This window comes from Streptomyces sp. MGP-P1 (assembly GCF_057766565.1).
Genome location: NZ_JBYMEM010000001.1, coordinates 515,540 through 532,459 on the forward strand (window position 1 = coordinate 515,540; position 16,920 = coordinate 532,459).

The 16,920-nt window shown below is 72.8% G+C and carries 18 protein-coding genes and 1 pseudogene; 8 read left to right on the forward strand and 11 right to left on the reverse strand.

Annotation, left to right across the window (positions count from 1 at the left end):
• Nucleotides 1-85 precede the first annotated feature (85 nt).
• Nucleotides 86-976 carry a glycosyltransferase family 2 protein gene (locus AC3CH1_RS02330; RefSeq protein ID WP_488461296.1) on the forward strand — a complete coding sequence of 297 codons (891 nt, stop codon included), beginning with the start codon at nt 86-88 and terminating at the stop codon, nt 974-976.
• 17 nt (nt 977-993) lie between these two features.
• On the opposite strand, the gene AC3CH1_RS02335 is transcribed toward AC3CH1_RS02330, so the two are convergent.
• Both AC3CH1_RS02335 and AC3CH1_RS02340 read right to left on the reverse strand, forming a co-directional pair.
• Nucleotides 994-2,202 carry an MraY family glycosyltransferase gene (locus AC3CH1_RS02335; RefSeq protein ID WP_488461297.1) on the reverse strand — a complete coding sequence of 403 codons (1,209 nt, stop codon included), beginning with the start codon at nt 2,200-2,202 and terminating at the stop codon, nt 994-996.
• Nucleotides 2,203-2,642: 440 nt separating this feature from the next.
• Entirely contained in the window at nt 2,643-4,220 is a 1,578-nt protein-coding gene (locus tag AC3CH1_RS02340) for an amidohydrolase (protein ID WP_488461298.1), read from the reverse strand.
• A gap of 494 nt (nt 4,221-4,714) precedes the next feature.
• Here AC3CH1_RS02340 and AC3CH1_RS02345 point away from each other — a divergent pair, with 494 nt between their 5' ends.
• The 3 genes and pseudogenes from AC3CH1_RS02345 to AC3CH1_RS02355 all read left to right on the forward strand — a co-directional run bounded on the left by AC3CH1_RS02345 (nt 4,715) and on the right by AC3CH1_RS02355 (nt 6,420).
• The gene (locus tag AC3CH1_RS02345; protein ID WP_488461299.1) at nt 4,715-5,134 is read left to right on the forward strand and encodes a hypothetical protein; all 420 of its coding nucleotides are present in this window, start codon (nt 4,715-4,717) and stop codon (nt 5,132-5,134) included.
• Nucleotides 5,135-5,252: 118 nt separating this feature from the next.
• Nucleotides 5,253-5,572, forward strand: a pseudogene (locus AC3CH1_RS02350) (LysR substrate-binding domain-containing protein); the annotation flags it as partial.
• Between the two features lie 146 nt (nt 5,573-5,718).
• A complete protein-coding gene (locus tag AC3CH1_RS02355) occupies nt 5,719-6,420 on the forward strand; it encodes a 2-phosphosulfolactate phosphatase (RefSeq protein ID WP_488461300.1) in 702 nt (233 codons plus the stop codon).
• A 40-nt stretch (nt 6,421-6,460) separates the two neighbouring features.
• Here AC3CH1_RS02355 and AC3CH1_RS02360 read toward each other — a convergent pair whose 3' ends face one another.
• Nucleotides 6,461-6,883 (reverse strand): arsenate reductase ArsC, encoded by a 423-nt coding sequence (locus AC3CH1_RS02360; protein WP_488461301.1) that lies wholly within the window; start codon nt 6,881-6,883, stop codon nt 6,461-6,463.
• Between the two features lie 104 nt (nt 6,884-6,987).
• On the opposite strand from AC3CH1_RS02360, the gene AC3CH1_RS02365 reads away from it, so the two are divergent.
• Both AC3CH1_RS02365 and arsB read left to right on the forward strand, forming a co-directional pair.
• Complete coding sequence (locus tag AC3CH1_RS02365) at nt 6,988-7,296, forward strand: ArsR/SmtB family transcription factor (RefSeq protein ID WP_488461302.1); 309 nt, start codon at nt 6,988-6,990, stop codon at nt 7,294-7,296.
• Entirely contained in the window at nt 7,293-8,411 is a 1,119-nt protein-coding gene (gene arsB / locus AC3CH1_RS02370) for an ACR3 family arsenite efflux transporter (protein ID WP_488461303.1), read from the forward strand. Before AC3CH1_RS02365 ends, arsB begins: the two co-directional genes overlap by 4 nt.
• A gap of 55 nt (nt 8,412-8,466) precedes the next feature.
• On the opposite strand, the gene AC3CH1_RS02375 is transcribed toward arsB, so the two are convergent.
• Together AC3CH1_RS02375 and AC3CH1_RS02380 are read right to left on the reverse strand one after the other, a co-directional pair.
• A complete protein-coding gene (locus tag AC3CH1_RS02375; RefSeq protein ID WP_488461304.1) occupies nt 8,467-8,985 on the reverse strand; it encodes a GNAT family N-acetyltransferase in 519 nt (172 codons plus the stop codon).
• A 16-nt stretch (nt 8,986-9,001) separates the two neighbouring features.
• Nucleotides 9,002-9,373, reverse strand: a complete 372-nt coding sequence (locus AC3CH1_RS02380) for an ArsR/SmtB family transcription factor (protein ID WP_488461305.1) — start codon at nt 9,371-9,373, stop codon at nt 9,002-9,004.
• Between the two features lie 249 nt (nt 9,374-9,622).
• Here AC3CH1_RS02380 and AC3CH1_RS02385 point away from each other — a divergent pair, with 249 nt between their 5' ends.
• Entirely contained in the window at nt 9,623-11,017 is a 1,395-nt protein-coding gene (locus AC3CH1_RS02385; RefSeq protein ID WP_488461306.1) for an FAD-dependent oxidoreductase, read from the forward strand.
• 130 nt (nt 11,018-11,147) lie between these two features.
• On the opposite strand, the gene AC3CH1_RS02390 is transcribed toward AC3CH1_RS02385, so the two are convergent.
• The 3 genes from AC3CH1_RS02390 to AC3CH1_RS02400 all read right to left on the reverse strand — a co-directional run bounded on the left by AC3CH1_RS02390 (nt 11,148) and on the right by AC3CH1_RS02400 (nt 13,827).
• The gene (locus AC3CH1_RS02390; RefSeq protein ID WP_488461307.1) at nt 11,148-11,663 is read right to left on the reverse strand and encodes a DUF4396 domain-containing protein; all 516 of its coding nucleotides are present in this window, start codon (nt 11,661-11,663) and stop codon (nt 11,148-11,150) included.
• Between the two features lie 71 nt (nt 11,664-11,734).
• The gene (locus AC3CH1_RS02395) at nt 11,735-13,009 is read right to left on the reverse strand and encodes an APC family permease (RefSeq protein WP_488462126.1); all 1,275 of its coding nucleotides are present in this window, start codon (nt 13,007-13,009) and stop codon (nt 11,735-11,737) included.
• 242 nt (nt 13,010-13,251) lie between these two features.
• On the reverse strand, nt 13,252-13,827 hold the full coding sequence (locus AC3CH1_RS02400; protein ID WP_488461308.1) for a rhodanese-like domain-containing protein: 576 nt from the start codon (nt 13,825-13,827) through the stop codon (nt 13,252-13,254).
• 83 nt (nt 13,828-13,910) lie between these two features.
• Between AC3CH1_RS02400 and AC3CH1_RS02405 the strand changes: the two genes are divergently transcribed.
• Nucleotides 13,911-14,198 carry a metal-sensitive transcriptional regulator gene (locus AC3CH1_RS02405; protein WP_488461309.1) on the forward strand — a complete coding sequence of 96 codons (288 nt, stop codon included), beginning with the start codon at nt 13,911-13,913 and terminating at the stop codon, nt 14,196-14,198.
• A 56-nt stretch (nt 14,199-14,254) separates the two neighbouring features.
• Here the strand turns inward: AC3CH1_RS02405 and AC3CH1_RS02410 are convergent, their stop codons facing one another.
• The 3 genes from AC3CH1_RS02410 to AC3CH1_RS02420 are packed head-to-tail and all read right to left on the reverse strand — an operon-like array spanning nt 14,255 to nt 16,739.
• Nucleotides 14,255-14,998: a sulfite exporter TauE/SafE family protein gene (locus AC3CH1_RS02410; RefSeq protein ID WP_488461310.1), complete on the reverse strand. Its 744-nt coding sequence runs from the start codon at nt 14,996-14,998 to the stop codon at nt 14,255-14,257.
• Nucleotides 14,995-15,369, reverse strand: a complete 375-nt coding sequence (locus tag AC3CH1_RS02415) for a rhodanese-like domain-containing protein (protein WP_488461311.1) — start codon at nt 15,367-15,369, stop codon at nt 14,995-14,997. The genes AC3CH1_RS02410 and AC3CH1_RS02415 overlap by 4 nt, the downstream gene beginning before the upstream one ends.
• 5 nt (nt 15,370-15,374) lie before the next feature.
• Nucleotides 15,375-16,739 carry an MBL fold metallo-hydrolase gene (locus AC3CH1_RS02420; RefSeq protein WP_488461312.1) on the reverse strand — a complete coding sequence of 455 codons (1,365 nt, stop codon included), beginning with the start codon at nt 16,737-16,739 and terminating at the stop codon, nt 15,375-15,377.
• Nucleotides 16,740-16,920 lie beyond the last annotated feature (181 nt).

Here is a 16,920-nt window from a genome sequence, read left to right on the forward strand (position 1 = left end):
TATGCGGAATATCAGCTTTTCTGTATGAATGATGAGATTCAAGAGCTGAGGAGCCCGCAGTGCGCTCCGTAGCCGAGGAGCCGCTGTGCACTCCGTTCACCTGGCCGTGCTGATGACGAGTCACGACCGCCGTGCGCGAACGCTGTCCGCGCTGCGCGCCCTGGAGAAGCAGCGCGGGCTCCCCGCCGGGGCGACGGTCGGCGTGCATCTCGTGGACACCGGCAGCACCGACGGTACGCCGGAGGCGGTCCGGCTGCGGCATCCGGCGGTGGAGGTCATGTCGGTGGGCGCGGACACGCCCCCCAACCTGGCGCTGCGCATCGCGAGCCGCAACAGCCGCAGCGGCGGGGGCGGGGGCGGCGGTCCGCTCGGCGGCGCACCCGGCGGGCCGACCCACTCGTGGACGCACCAGCTCTGGCTCGACGACGGGGTCGAACTCTTCCCGGACGCCCTCGCGAACCTGCTGCGGACGGCCGGGGCGGCCGGGCCCGGGACCGTCGTCGTGGGCGCGGTCCGGAACGCGTACGGGGACACGGTGTACTCCGGCCGGCGGGGCCGTTCCCTGACACTCGTCGAGCCTGGCGAGCACCGGCCCGAGCCCTGCGACACGTACGACGGGCGCGTGATCCTGGTGCCCCGTGCCGTGTACGACCTAGTCGGGGACCCGGACAAGGTCTTCCGCCACCGGATGGGCGACTACGATCACGGCCGCCGGGCGCGGCGGGCCGGGGTGGCCGCGTTCGTCGCCCCGGGACATGCCGGTGCGTGTGTGGGCGGGCCGGGCGTTCCCGGATCCCGGGAGCCGGGGATCGGCGTCCGGGAGGCGCTGCGCCGCGTGACCTCCGTGCAGGAGCTGCCGCTCCGCCCGTGGTGGGTGTACTGCCTGCGGCACACCTGGCCGTGGGCGCCGTATCTGATGCTCGCCCCGTACGCGCGCGCCGCGGCCCGCGCCGCGCTCGGCCGGCTGCGGGGGTGATCAGGGGCCGGCGGGCGTCAGCTTCGCTCGGCGGCCACCGCGGCGGCGGACCGGCCGGTGGGCGGGGGCGGCACGGTGGGGTGCCCCGCGGCGGTCCTGGCGGTGCCGGCAGGCGCCCTCTTCCCCGGAGCCGGGCCCGCGACACGCTGTGCGGAGGCGGCGGAGGGGATCGCGGCGCCGGTGGAGGTCGCCGTGGTGCGCCGGGCGGCGGTACGGGGGCGGGCCGCGCGGAGCGGTGGGTACGTCGGAATCCTCAGGAGCGCGAAGACGGCGGCCGCGGTCCCGGCCAGCGGCGGGAGGAGGAGCGCGGGGTGCAGCAGTTCCGCGTACACCAGTGTCGCGGTGGTGACCGGCACTGCCGCCCACAGGCCGAGGAGGACCGCCGTGCCCGGCACGGTGACGCGGACCCGGCGCAGGCGGTGCGCGATGTGGTCGTCCGTGTCGCGCAGCAGGGAACGCGCGGCGCGGCGGCGGGAGATCAGGACCAGGGCGGTGTCGGCCAGGGCCACCGTCGCCAGGACGGGCAGCGCGGCCCAGGCGGCGCGGCCCGACGGGGCCGCCGTCTGGATCAGCGCGCCGGATGCGGCCAGCGCGAATCCGGTGAACTGGGCACCGGATGCGCCGAGCCGGAGGCGGGCGGGGTGCCAGTTGTGGAGCAGGAAGCCGGCCAGGCCGGCCACCAGGGTCGCCGGAAGCAGGGCGAGGGCGGGGCTCCCGCCGACGGCGGCGCACGCAAGCAGCCCGGCGGCGGTGACCAGCCCGACGGTGGACAACAGTCCGTCGGCGTGGTCGAGCAGGGCGAACGCGTTGGTGACGAGGACGATCCAGAGCACGGCCAGGACGCCCGCCGCCGGTGACAGTCCGGCGAGGCAGACGACGAGGACCGCGGCGGCCGTCTGCACGGGGAGGCGGAGGGCGGCCGGGAACGGCTTCAGGTCGTGGACGAGCCCCAGGGCGGCGACGATCCCGGCTCCGGCGAGCAGCCCCGCGACGGGGCCGACGGAGTCGTCCACCACTCCGAGCCACTGGGCCCCGCCGACCGCCGTGCCGACGCCGAGCACGACCGTGGCACCGCCTGCCCTGCGCAGCGCCGCGGCCCGTGGCGCCCGCCTGCCCGGTTCGTCCGGGGCGTGGGGGCGGGGCGCCGCACGGCGGGCGCCCTTGGCGAGTGCGACCGTGATGAACAGCGCGGCCACACCGGAGGCGATGATCCCCAGCACGTTCACCTGCCCTGCCTTTCCTCGTTCATGACCTGCGGCTCGGGACTCCGGGCGGCCGGTGGAACGGTGGCCGCCCGGCCCCGGGCCGGTTGCGGGTCGGGGGACACGGGACGCCACTCGGGTGGCGTTTCTCCCCAACCTACGGGCCAATGTCCACATTCACCCTAAATAACACGAAAAGAGCGACCTATTGTTCTGTCACCGAGCTCAACGCGGACTGCCTCCGGGACTGCCACGGGGCCGTCACCCGGCGGCCGGGAGGAGCTGGGTCGACCGTCCGTCAGCCTTCGAAGTGGCTCGGTGTGAACGGAGTTGAGGGGAGCAGGCGGGTGGTTGCCCCGTCAGTACCCGAGACCCCGTCCGGCGTTGCGCTCGGCCACCCACGCCCACGCGGCGCTCGACCCGTTCTCCGTCTTCTCCCCACGCATGGTGCCGAGCCTGGAACGTCACCCAGCGAGGCGGGCGTCCCGGCCGTCCACGAAGGTCCCGACGATCGCGATGTCCCCGATCCGCGAGGGGTCCACGCGGTGCGGGTCGTCGCCCAGCACCACCAGGTCGGCGCGCGTTCCCGGCGAGAGGGCGCCCGCCGACGCCTCCCAGTGGCAGGCGTGGGCGCCGGCGACCGTGTAGGCACGCAGCGCCTCGTCGACGGTGACGGCCTCGTCCGGGCCGACGAGGCGGCCCGACGCGGAGGCGCGTTCGACCATGAACTGGATCGCCCGCAGCGGTGAACCGTCCGTGACGGGGCGGTCCGAGCTGCCGACGAGGGCGACCCCGTGGTCCAGGAAGCCCCGGCCCCGGTACAACCAGCCGGCCCGCTCCTCCCCCATCACCGTCGCGTAGTCGTCGCCGAAGCAGCGCAGGAAGCTGGGCTGGACCACGGCGCTCACGCCGAGCCCGGCGAACCGGGGCAGTTGGTCCGGGCGGATCAGTCCGGCGTGCTCGATGCGGTGGCGCGCGTCCGGGCGGGGGCGGAGCTTCTGGGCCCGTTCCAGGGCGTCCAGGGCGAGGTCGGCGGCGCGGTCGCCGATGGCGTGGACGGCGAGCTGCCAGCCCGCCAGGTGGCCGTCGACGATGAGGTCGGTGAGAAGGCCGGGGTCGTCCTGGAAACGGCCGACGTTGTCGGTCGTGCCCTCGTACGGGGAGGTGAGCGCCGCCGTGCGCGCCATCATCCCGCCGTCGGTGTAGATCTTCAGGGCGCCCAGGGACAGCCAGTCGTCGCCGAACCCGGTGCGCAGGCCGAGGTCCAGGGCCCGGGGGAACCCGTCGTCGGCATGGGTGGCGCGGGGGCGCAGTGTGTCGCCGGACGCCATGAGCTGGACCCGCAGGGGCAGTCGACCGCGGTCCCGGAGCAGTTGGTAGGCACCCAGTTCGACGGGGCTGTGACCGAGGAGTCCGCCGCCTATGCCCGCCTCGGCGCAGGCCGTGATCCCCTCGTCGAGGCAGCCGCGGGCGGCGAGCTCGATCGCGTCGGCCAGCTCTTCCTGGGAGTAGGGCAGCCGCAGCCGGCGGGCGGTGGTCATGGCGCTCTCGGCGAGGAAGCCGTCCTCGTGCGGCGTTCCGTCCGGCAGGAGCTCCAGCACGGCGGTGTTGACGACGCACGCGTGCCCGGAGTCGTGCATCAGGAGGACCTTGCGGCCGTGACTGACCCGGTCCAGCTCGGCGGCGGTCAGATGCCGGCCCAGGGCCCGCTGGTCGTACCCGGCGACGTCCACCCAGGCGCCGGCAGGGGCCTGCCGCCGGGCCGCCGCGTCCACCACGGCGAGGATGTCCTCGACCCGCTCGCACGGGGCGATGCTCGGCGTGCCGGCCTTCAGTCCGGCCCAGGCCAGGTGGACATGGCTGTCGATGAAACCGGGCAGCACGGTGGCACCGTCCAGGTCGACGACCTCGCGGGCGGGCAGGGACGTCACGGCCTCGTCCACCCCGACGACCCGCCCCCGCCAGATACCCAGGTCGTGGGCGACGGGGTGCCGGGGGTCCATCGTGAGGATGCGCGCGTTGGTCAGTCGCGTACAGAGCATGGGCGGTCCGTCCTTCGGAGTCCGGTGTGCTGTGCGGGCGCGGGGTTTCTCGGAGCCGTACGGCTGTGGGACATCGCCGCCGGGAGCCCCCGGCCGTCCGCCCGGAATGTAGCGCCGGGGTGCGGCGGGCGCCATCGGCCTCCGAGAGCGGGCACGGGTTGGACCTGGGCACGGCCTGGACACATTCGGCCTTCAACACCCCTCCCACCAAAGGGGCCTTGCACGCAGCCGTCACCCCGGCCGACTCAACCGGCACGAGGGACAAGCGCCGTTGCGCTCTTGGGGAAGTCCCCTTGCTCTGCTCACGGACCGGTTGGCCGTCCCCCCAGAAGCATCGGATCCGCCGCTGTAAGCGGAGGGCGCCGCGACGGCATCCCAGGGCGCTTCTTCCACGATCGGGCCTTGTCGCGATCGTCGCCGGGGCCGACGCCCGCTCCGGCCTCGACCACGGTTTTCCGTGGGAAGGCCACCGGGGGGTCGATACCGTGGCGCGCATGACCACCGAGCCGAGGACCTTTCCTCCCCGCCCCCTGTCCGCGGTCAAGGCCGTCTACGCCCGCCAGGCCGGCTGCCCGTCCTCCGTCGCCGTGGCGGTGGCGGACTTCGAACCCTGGTCCTGGGGGGAGGGGGTGGAGTTCGAGACTGCGGACACGTGCACGGTGCCGGGCTGGCCGGACGCCGAGGTCGCAGCCCTGCACGAGGCCTTCGGCTCCGGCGTACGCCAGGAGCTGGAGGAGCTCGCGAAGCTGAACCCCGGCACCACGGTGGCGGTCGCGGTCGTCCTGCGGTCCATCAAGGTGCACGAAGTGGACTCCCACCCCCGTGCGTTCCGGCAAGCGGGGCGACAAGCCGCCCGAAACGCGTTCGTGGAGGCGTACGGCCCGCCGTCGACACCCTGGCCGAGGCTGCCCTGAACCCGGGCCCCGGGCCCACCGGCCGGCCGTACACGCCCGCGATCACCCGTGACCTCCCCCGGCGCCGTCTAGCGGCCATCAGGCGAAGAACAACTTCACGAGGGTCGCCCAGCGCTGCCTGGTGGTCCGGTCCGCCCGCCCAGCCACCAGATCGCGCGGGTGGAGGAGAAGTTGGGCGTCAGGCGCTTCGAACGCACCAGCCACCGGGGCAGGTTGACCTCGGCGGGCATGGCGTTCCTGCCCGCGGCGCGCCCGTGTCTGGACGCGGCGGAGCGGGCCGCGGGTGTTCAGGCCCGGGAGCTGGTCAGGGAGCGGCTCATCGCCGCGATCTCCCCGGCCCACCCGCTCGCCGGCGAGTCCTCGGTCGACCTTCGCCGGCTGTCCTCGGAGGTGTTCGTGGACCTCCCGGCGAAGACCGCCGGCCGAGCGCAGGCGGAGTGACCACGGGCACTCCGACGGCCCGGTCCGCCGCGCCCACTGGCCTCGCGTTCCGGAACGGCCGCTTGCCTCGCGTTCCGGAACGGCGGCTGTGAACCGCCTCACCTACCGGGTGCTTCGGGCCGGAGGTACGCGATCATGACCGGATGGAAGCTCGTTTCCTCGGCATCGCCGAGCTGGCCGAAACTCCGTCCGTGGCGGTCGTGGTCGACGTCATGCGGGCGTTCACGGTGGCCGCCTGGGCGTTCGGCCGAGGCGCGGAAAAGATCGTCCTCGCCGAGTCCCCGGCCGCCGCACTGGCGCTCAAGGCACGCCATCCCGATTGGGTGGCCCTGAAGGACGGTCCGCCCGCACCCGGCTTCGACACCGTCAACTCGCCCGGTCTGCTGCGCTCCCTCGACCTCGGTGGACGGACCGTCGTACAGAAGACCACGGCGGGGACGGTCGGCGCCCTCGCGGTCAAGGAGGCGTCGCTGGTGCTGTGCGCCGGCTTCGTGGTGGCGGGAGCGACGGCTCGGCTCCTACGTCAACGGGACTGTGAGGCCGTCACGTTCGTGGTCACCGGCGAGGAGGGGCGCGCCGAGGAAGATCTGGCGTGCGCTCAGTACATCGCGCGAAGGACCGACGGGGGCGGGACGGACGCGACCCCGTTCCTGCGCCGAGCCGCCCGGTCGCGCGCCGCCGCCGAACTGACGGAGGGCGTACGGCAGGGAGCGCATCCGGATGACGTCGCGCTCTGCCTCGAACTCGACCGGTTCCCCTTCGCCATGGTCGCGTCGCCGGAGGACTCGTTGATGGTCCTCCGCCCGTGCGCCGCGCCCGCGCAGGGCGACGAGGCTTCGCCGTGATCAAGCCCGGCCGTGTCGACAACGTTCGTGATCAAAACACCTAGGCCACTGCCTCCGGCGCGATCTCGGCGATCAGCCCCTCGACGAGGGTCCTGATCTCGTCGCGGATCGGGCGGACGGCGGCCACACCACGACCGGCCGGGTCCTCCAGCTTCCAGTCGAGGTAGCGCTTGCCGGGGAAGACCGGGCAGGTGTCGCCGCAGCCCATCGTGACGCAGACGTCGGACTCGCGGACCGCGTCGACGGTGAGCACCTTCGGCGTCTCGGCGGAGATGTCGATCCCCGCCTCGGCCATCGCCTCGACGGCGGCGGGGTTGACGGCGTCTTGGGGGTTCGAGCCCGCGGAGCGGACCTCGACGCGGTCCCCGGCGAGGTGGGTCAGCCAGGCGGCGGCCATCTGGGAGCGGCCGGCGTTGTGGACGCAGACGAACAGGACGGACGGCTTGCCGGAGGACGCTGCCATGGTGATCGCTCTCTCCCGTCGCACGGCGGAACCGGGCCGCCGATGACTCCGATGACTTCAGCACCCGCTGGTATCAGCGAGCAGTGATGTGAGAATATCAGCGCATGCTGACTTCAGTCGATCCTGATGTGATCCGGGCGCTGGGCGATCCTCTCCGCCTGCAGATCGTGACCCTGCTCGCCCGCGAGACGCTCTGCACGACACACCTGGTGGAGGAGACCGGAGCCAAGCAGACCAACCTGTCCAACCATCTGAAGGTGCTGCGCGAGGCCGGGCTGGTGGAGACCGAGCCGTGCGGCCGCTTCACCTACTACCGGCTCAGGCCCGAGGTCCTGGCCGGACTGTCGGAGCGGTTCGCGGCGCTGGCCGAGTCCGCCCGTACCGCCGGCGAGAACAAGAGGGCCTGCCCGTGACCTCCACCGAGCCCGCCACCACCGCGACCCGGGACGCCGGCCAGGGCGGGGACGACTCGATCGTCAGGAAGCTCTCCACCCTCGACCGCTACCTCGCGGTGTGGATCCTGCTCGCCATGGCCGTCGGGCTGGGTCTGGGCCGGGTCGTCCCCGGGATGAACGACGCCCTCGCGAAGATCGAGATCGGCGGGATCTCCCTGCCGATCGCGCTCGGCCTGCTGGTGATGATGTACCCGGTGCTGGCCAAGGTGCGCTACGACCGGCTCGACCGCGTGACCGGCGACCGCAGACTGCTGGTCTCCTCCCTGGTCGTCAACTGGATCGTCGGCCCCGGGGTCATGTTCGCCCTGGCGTGGATCTTCCTGCCGGACCTGCCCGAATACCGCACCGGCCTGATCATCGTCGGCCTGGCCCGCTGCATCGCCATGGTCATCATCTGGAACGACCTCGCCTGCGGCGACCGGGAGACCGCAGCCGTCCTCGTCGCCTTGAACTCCGTGTTCCAGGTGTTCGCGTTCGGCCTGCTGGGCTGGTTCTACCTCGACCTGCTGCCCCGCTGGATGAACCTCGGAGACGGCCAGGGCCTCGACGTCTCCGTAGGGCACATCGCCCTGAACGTCGTCGTCTTCCTCGGCGTCCCGCTGCTGGCCGGCTTCCTCACCCGCCGCATCGGAGAGAAGAGGGTGGGGCGCGAGCGCTACGAGCAGCGGTTCCTGCCGAGGATCGGGCCCTGGGCGCTGTACGGACTGCTGTTCACGATCGTCGTTCTCTTCGCCCTCCAGGGAAGGACGATCACCTCGCAGCCGCTCGACGTCGTACGGATCGCCCTGCCGCTGCTGGTGTACTTCGCGATCATGTTCTTCGGGACCTTCCTCCTCGGGAAGAGCCTCGGCCTGGCGTACGACCGCACCACCACGCTCGCGTTCACCGCGGCGGGCAACAACTTCGAACTCGCCATCGCGGTGGCCATCGCCACCTTCGGCGTCACCTCCGGACAGGCCCTGTCCGGTGTCGTCGGCCCGCTCATCGAAGTGCCGGTGCTGATCGGGCTGGTGTACGTCGCGCTCGCCTGGCGGCGCAGGTTCGCTCCAAGTGCGGTGACGACGGCGCCGTGAGGCGGCGCAGGCGCCGCGCGACACCGTACGCGGGACGGCGCGGCCGAACCGGCCGTCACCTGATGGCGGGGCTGCGACGCTCGACGAGAACGACGTCGCGCCAGACGCCGCGGTGGCGCCCGATCCGCTCGCGGATGCCGATGACCCGGAATCCCGCCCGCTCGTGAACGGCGAGGCTGGCGGTGTTCTCCGGGAAGATGCCGGCTTGAAGGGTCCAGATCCCGGCCTGCTCGGTGGAGTCGACCAGGGCCTTCAGCAGGGCGGAAGCGATCCCGCGGCCTCGCGCGGCGGGGTCGACGTAGACGGAGTGCTCGACGACGCCCGCGTACGCGCACCGGTCCGAGACCCGGCCGGCCGCCACCCAGCCCAGGACCTCGCCGACCCCACCGAGGGCGACGAAGCGGTGGCCGGGCGGCTTCGCGGCGTCGAAGCTCCGCCAGTCGGGCGGGGCGGTCTCGAAGGTGGCGTTGCCCTCGTCGATGCCCGCCCGGTAGATCGCCAGCACCTGCTCGGCGTGGTCCGCGGTCAGCGGTGCGATCACGACCCCCGGCGCCCCGATCACCGCGCGCTCCATCCCGTCACCCTCGCGGTCAGGCGGCCGGCCGCGTCAGCAGCCTGCCCATCCCGGCCAGCATCGACGGTTCGACCCGGTAGTAGACCCAGGTGCCGCGCCGCTCGGACGTCAACAGCCCGGCCTCCTTCAACTTCTTCAAGTGGTGGGACACGGTGGGCTGGGAGACCCCGACATCGGAGATGTCGCACACGCATGCCTCGCCACCCTCGTGCGAGGCCACGGCGGAGAACAGCCGCAGCCGCACCGGGTCGCCGAGCGCCTTGAACATCCGCGCGGCCGTCTGCGCCTCCTCGGCGGTCATCGGGCGTTCGGTCAGGGGCGGACAGCACGGCACGACGCCCCGGTCGCCGACGGGCTCGATCAGTGGCAGCACCTTCGCATTCGACATACGTCTATGTTGACATACGTCAAACCAGGGCGGCAGGGGTTCACCCGTACGCGAGACGCGGACGAGAGCGGGCCAGGAGGCCCGACGAACCGAGTAACCCTTCCCGGCCGCCCCCACCGAGAACCCGAAGCGCCGCGCGGGCGGCACCTCGACTTCGACAATTATCTATGTTGACGCTCATCGATACAAGTGCCATCCTGGGCCGCCCAAGGCATCGACAGATGCCAAAACACAGAGGGAGCAGCCGCCGTGAACGCGCCCGCCATCAACGAACTGCCCGTCGTCGTGATCGGAGCCGGACCCACCGGTCTGGCCGCCGCGGTCCACCTGATCGACCGGGGCATCGAACCCCTGGTCCTGGAAGCAGGCGCCGCCGCCGGCGCCGCGGTGCGCGACTGGGCGCATGTGCGCCTCTTCTCCACCTGGGGCGAGGTCGTCGACCCGGCCGCCGAGAAGCTGCTGGCCCTCACCGGCTGGACGCGGCCCGCCCCGAACACGTACCCCTCCGGCGGGGACTGGGCCGAGCAGTATCTGCGGCCGCTCGCCGAAGCCCTGGGCGACCGGGTCCGCCTCGGCGCCCGGGTCACCGGCGTCTCCCGCACCGGCCGCGACCGGATCGTGGACGCCGACCGCGAACAGCAGCCCTTCGTCGTGCACATCGCCCACGCCGACGGACGCGAGGAGCGGCTCTTCGCCCGCGCCGTCATCGACGCCTCCGGCACCTGGTCCACACCGTCTCCCTCGGGCGCCGACGGCCTGCCGGCGCTCGGCGAGAAGGCCGCCGCCGACCGCGTCTCCTACCGTGTCCCCGACCTCGCGGACCCGACCGTCCGCGCCCGTTACGCGGGACGCCGCACCGCCGTCATCGGCTCCGGGGCCTCCGCCTTCACCGCCCTCACCTCCCTCGCCGGCCTCGCGAGGTCCGACGACGGCACGGGCACCACGGGGGTGTGGGTCCTGCGCCGGGGCCTCTTTGACTCCACCTTCGGCGGGGGCGACGCCGACCAGCTGCCCGCCCGCGGAGCACTCGGACAGGCGGCGAAAGCCGCTGTCGACGGGGGGTACGTGGACGCGGTCACCGGCTTCCGGACCGAAGCGATCGAGCGCGACGCCCACGGCCGCCTCGTGCTGGCGGGCCAGGACGGACGCCGCCTGGACGCGGTCGACGAGGTGATCGTGCTGACCGGCCTCCGCCCCGACCTCGGCTTCCTGGACGAGCTGCGCCTCGGCCTGGACGATCGGCTGCGGGCCCCCATCGGACTGGCCCCACTGATCGACCCCAACCAGCACTCCTGTGGCACCGTCTACCCGCACGGGCACCGCGAGCTGTCCCACCCGGAACCGGGGATCTACCTGGCCGGCATGAAGTCCTACGGCCGCGCCCCGACCTTCCTCGCCATGACCGGCTACGAGCAGGTCCGCTCCGTGGCCGCCGCCCTCGCCGGTGACCTGGAAGCGGCCGACCGCGTCGAACTCACCCTCCCCGAAACGGGCGTTTGCGGCGGAGCAGGCCTCTTCGACGACCCGGCCGCCGCCCGGGCCGACACCGGAGGCTGCTGCGCGACGCCCGAACCCACCGCGGTCCGGCTCGGTGCCGGAGCACCGGCCGACGGCAGCGCGGCGGGCGGCTGTTGCTCCTCCTGACCGGCCCGACGCAGCATCAGGTCACATCACGCCTACCATACGGACCGGTCCACACCCCCCTGAAGAGCGGGAAACCCGCTCCGGCCCGGCCCCGAAGTCGACGCGGCGCCGGGGAGGCGTGCGGGTACGGTCAGTGGTAGGCGTGAACGACGGCGTGCCCCTTGCCACGGCCGATCATCCACTTGTTGACCGGCGTCGTGATCACGAAGGCCACGGCGAAGCCGCCCAGCAGAGCCGTCCAGAACAGCGCGTCCGAAAGATGGGCGTCCATGGCCCCGGGCGTCAGGGCGATGATGCCGTTGTCGACGAGTTCCATCACCGCGATCGAGACGGTGTCGGCGGCCAACGCCACCTTCAGCGCGGTCCTGAAGTCCAGCCCCGCCCTCCGGACCGCGAACAGGGTGAACGAGTAGCCGAACACGAACGCCAGCGCGATCGCCAGGGCCATCGTCTGGACGTTGCCCCACACCAGGGCGGTGCCGATGACCATGCCGAGGATCTCACCGATGGCACAGCCGGTAAGACAGTGCAGCGTCGCCTTCGCGGCCGTCCCCCACGTCGCCCCGCCCTCCCGATGTCCGGCATGACCCGCGGGCACCGGCGGGCCGCCGTCGTCGTGGTCGGCGTGGTGCGTGCCGTGGTCCATGGTCGTCGCCTCCCGTGCCGTGTGCCCTTGCCCACCTACACGTTATACCCGGCAGGGGTATAGCGCACGGGTCAGCGGAGCGAACGGCGGCCCGCCGCCCCTCGGATACCGAAGACGGCGGCGCCGAGGACGAGGACCGCGGCACCGGAGATCACGGCGTCCAGGGGCAGGGCGAACGCGAGGACCGCGCAGCCCGTCAGGCCGACAGCGGGGACGAGCCGGTTCGGCCGCCCCTCCTCGGGGGCGAGCGTCCAGGCAGCGGCGTTGGCGATGGCGTAGTAGGCCAGCACACCGAAGGAGGAGAACCCGATCGCTCCGCGTACGTCCGTGGTCGCGGCGAGCACGGCGACGACAGCGCCGACGGCGAGTTCGGCGCGGTGCGGGACGCCGAAGCGTGGGTGGACGGCGGCCAGGACGTGCGGCAGGTGCCGGTCACGGGCCATGGCCAGGGTGGTGCGCGAGACGCCGAGGATCAGTGCGAGCAGGGAGCCGAGGGCCGCGACGGCGCCCCCCACACGGACGACGGGCACGAGCCAGCCGGCCCCCGCGGCGCGTACGGCGTCCACCAACGGGGCGGTCGTGGCCGCCATTCCACCCGGGCCCAGTACCGCCAGAGCGGCGCCGGCGACGAGGGCGTAGACGGCGAGCGTGATGCCGAGCGCGACCGGGATGGCGCGCGGAATCGTACGGGCGGGGTCCCGCACCTCCTCGCCGAGCGTGGCGATGCGGGCGTACCCGGCGAAGGCGAAGAACAGCAGCCCGGCTGCCTGGATCACCCCGCCGACACCGGCGTCCGAGCCCATGCGCACCCGCGAGGCGTCCGCGCCGGACGAGGTCAGGGCGGCGAGGACCACGGCGGCGAGCACCGTCAGGACCACCGCGACCACGATCCGGGTGAGCCGCGCGGACTTCTGCACCCCGGCGTAGTTCACCGCGGTCAGCGCCGCCACGGCGACCACCGCCACCGCGTGCTCCTGACCGGGCCACAGGTAGGCGCCGACCGTGAGGGCCATGGCGGCACAGGACGCGGTCTTGCCCACGACGAACGCCCAGCCGGCCAAGTAGCCCCAGAAGTCGCCCAGTCGTTCACGGCCGTAGACGTAGGTGCCGCCGGACCGGGGGTAGCGGGCGGCCAGCCTCGCCGAGGACGTCGCGTTGCAGTAGGCCACCACCGCGGCGACGGCCAGGGCGAGCAGCAGTCCCGAACCCGCGGCCTCCGCGGCCGGACCCAGTGCCACGAAGATCCCGGCGCCGATCATCGACCCCAGGCCGATCACCACCGCGTCGAACACACCCAGCCGACGCCGCAACCCGCCCGTGCCCCCTGCGATGTCCACCGAGCCCACGCGCACTTCCCCTCTCCTCACCCCACGAACGAACTCAGCGGGCACCGTACCCGAACCACGTGTCACGCCGGTGTCGCGGTGGGCGCGGTCACAGCAGCGGGCATCACGGGATACCCGGGCGGACTGAGGCCACCCGTCGAGGCCCGGCCTCCTGCGCCCCGAGGGCCGAGGCCTTTGAGGCGCAGGCTCTCCCGCCCGTCACCGCCTCGCCGTCCTGAGCGCTCCTCTTCCGTCCCGCCCCGTCAGCGCCTGCGCAGTGCCGTGAGAGTGGCGTCGAGGTCGGCCGCGCCGGTGCGGTTGTGGGGCAGCTTGGCGAGCATCGCGGCCATGCCGCAGGTGTTGGTCAGGGCGGAGAAGACCAGCCCGGCCGCGATGCCTGCCGACAGGATCTGGAACGCGGGGTGGACGACCAGACCCAGGAGCAGGCCCAGGAGGACGACGGTTCCGGCGGTGAGGCGGACCTGCCGCTCCATGCCCCACACCGCACGGGGGGCTCCCTGGGGGCGGTGCAGGTCGTGGCCGTCGGCCGCCCAGGCGCTGGTGCCACCGCTGAGCGTGGCGGTGGTGATGCCGTTCTCGGCGAGGATCCGGCAGGCGTTCTCCGAGCGGGCTCCGGACGCGCAGACGATCAGGACCTCACCCCGGTCCGCGGCCTGCCGGATATCGGCGAGGGCCCGCTGGATCCGGTCCAGGGGGATGTTGAGGGCACCGGGCAGGTGGCCGCCGGCGTACTCACCGGGTGTGCGGACGTCGATGACGGTCAGCTCGTCGAGGCGGCCGCGGGTCTCGTGGGTCGTGAGGGCGGTGGGCGTGGTCATGGCGGGTGTCATCCTTTTTCTGTCGGCGGGGCCCCCACCAAGGGGGAGTACATTACCCCTGGGGGTATTCATGAGGAGTGATGATGGAGCTTGAACTGGCAGGAGCGGAGCTCAAGTCGGTCCTGAACCGGCTGCGCCGGGCACAGGGGCAGATCTCCGGGGTGATCCGGATGATCGAGGAGGGGCGGGACTGCGAGGACGTCGTCACCCAGCTGGCCGCGGCGTCGCGGGCGCTGGACCGGGCCGGGTTCGCGATCATCGCCACCGGGCTCCAGCAGTGCCTGACCGAGGTGGAGGAGGGCAGGCGTTCCGCCGAGTCCCAGGACGAGATGCGCGCCCGGTTGGAGAAGCTCTTCCTCTCGCTCGCCTGACCCCGCAGGGGCCGCTCTCCGGGCGACGACGGCAGTTCGACGACAGGGCCTGGTGCTCAGGCGACCACGTCGATGATCATGAAGGCCGCCACCGCGAGCAGGGTGTAGGCGAAGACTCTCCGCAGAGTGGCGCCGGAGACCTTCGCCGCCAGCCGTTTGCCGTCCCAGGCTCCGAGGATCGCCGCTCCGGCGAAGGGGGCGATCACCTCCCATCGAAGGTCGTCGCCGGTTCCCGACCGGGCCCCGAGGGCGGCGAGGCTATTGACGGTGATGACCAGGAGGCTGGTGCCCACGGCCTGCTTCATCCGCAGGCCGAGGACTCCGGCGAGGGCGGGCACGGCGAGAAATCCGCCTCCCACCCCGAGGAATCCCGTCACGGCGCCGAGACCGGCGCCGGTTCCGACGGCCTTCGCAGGCCGCACCCCCTCCGTCGGCTCGGCCGCGGCGGGCCGCAGCATCCGCAGCGCCGCCAGGGCGGCGATCACCGCGAACGCGGCCGTGAGAGCCGCTTCGGGCAGGTGATCGGCGACGGCTCCGGCGAGGTACGCCGGAAGGACTCCCGCGGCCGCCATCGCCGCCCCGGCCTTCCAGGCGACATGGCCGTCTCTGGCGTGGGCGTAGAGAGCGGTGGCCGAGGTGGCGGTGACGATGATCAAGCTGGCCGTGGTGGCGGAGGCCGCCGAGAAGCCGAGCAAGTACATCAGTGCCGGAACCGCCAGAACACCGCCACCGCCGCCGAGCGCACCGAGCGCCAGCCCGATCACCGTCCCGGCGACGAGGGCGAGAACCAAGGTGCTCACGCTATCGAGCCGCCGTCACCGCGCTCGTCGATCACCGGCAACCCTGCGGCGGCCCACGCGATCATGCCGCCCTCGACGTCCACCGCGTCCGCTCCCCGCTCGGCGAGAAGGCTCACGGCCGTCCGCGAGCGCTGCCCGCTGCGGCAGATCACCACGAGCGGCCTCGCCCGCGCGGCCGAGGCCGGGAGCGGCGCGCCCGCGGTCAGGGCGGTCAGCGGCGCGTGCACCGCGCCGGGGGCGTGGCCGGTTCGCCACTCGGACTTCTCCCGCACGTCCAGCAGAACGGCTGCGGGCCGCTCCCCGCCGGTGCGGGTGCACGCCTCGCCGACGGACAGGCGTCCTCCGCGTCCTCGGAATCGGAAGAGGCACATCGACGTCACCTTTCTTCGGTGACGACGGTCAGCCCGGCCGCTGCCGCGGCGTCGAAACCGTCGTCCACGGCGACCACGTCCCGCCCCGCCGCGTCCAGCAGCGACGCGGCGATGGCCGCGCGCATACCGCCCGCACAGTGCACCCAGACCGTGCCGTCGGGCACGTCGTCGATACGGCGGTGGATCTGGTGGACCGGGATGTGCACCGAGCCCTCGATCCAGCCCTCCGCCCGTTCGGACGAGCGGCGTACGTCCAGTACGACGCTCCGGCCCCTCCCCCGACCGGCCAGTTCGGCGAACGTGGCACGGGGAAAGGACGCGGCGCTCTCGCCGGCGCGAAGCCAGTCCGCGGGACCGCCGGTCGAGGCGGCCGCCGGGCGGTCGATGCCGACGCGCACCAGCTCCCGCTGGGCCGCGGCAAGCTGCTCGGCCGACTCGGCGAGCAGGGTCACCGGCTTGCCCCAGGGGATCAACCAGGCGAGGTACGTGGCGAGCTTGCCATCCGCCTCGAAGTTGAACGACCCCGCGACATGTCCTTCGGCGAAAGCTACGCGGTTACGCAGATCCACCACCCACTCCCCCGCCGCGAGCCGCGCGGCGATGTCGTGGGGGTCGGCCACGGCCGGCACGGTCAGGTCCACGGGCGCGGGCCCGGCCGCATTGACGGGGCTCATGTGCGCGTAGTACGCGGGCACGTCCTCCAGCCCCGCCAGCAGCTCGGCGACGAAGGTGTCCACATCCACGGTGAGAGCCGCATTGACCGCCTTCTCCCTGCCGATCGTGGTCGCCTCCCCGTCGGCCTGGGCGGACGAGCAGAAGCTGCCGAACCCGTGCGTCGGCAGCACCTCGGTCCCGTCGGGCAGCGCGTCCGCGAGGCGGCGGGCGGAGGCGTGCTGGGCACGGGCCAGCTGCTCGGTGAGCCGCGGCTCCACGAGATCGGGCCGCCCCACCGTACCGATGAGAAGAGAACCGCCCGTGAACGCCGCGACCGGCCTGTCCGCCTCGCTCAGCACGTACGACATGTGGTGCGGCGTGTGCCCGGGCGTCGCCACCGCCCCCAGGGTCAGTTCCGCGTCGATGACGACGGTGTCGCCGTCGGACACGGCGGTCCGGGCGAACGAGACGTGGGCGCCGGCCGGAACGTGGTACGCGGCTCCGGTGATACGGGCCAGCTCGAGACCGCCGGTCACATAGTCGTTGTGGATGTGCGTCTCGACCACATGGGTGATCGCCACACCACGCCGGGCCGCGGCGGCCAGCACCCGGTCGATGTCACGTGGCGGATCCACGGCGACCGCCGCCTGCCGGCCACCGGCCAGGTAGCTGCGGTTGCCCAAGCCCTCCAGCTCGATGGCTTCAACGAAGAACACGAGAGTCTCCTTCCGACGAAAAATTACCCCCGGGGGTATGCAATTCACCGTAACACTCTTACCCCCGGGGGTATATTTCGTGGGGTGGCGGCCTACCTGGCGAGCCGCGTTCGCCGAGCCCCTGTCCGGCTCCCACACCGCACTGCCGCGTACGAGCGACCCCAGGGCCGCGGGCGGTGCG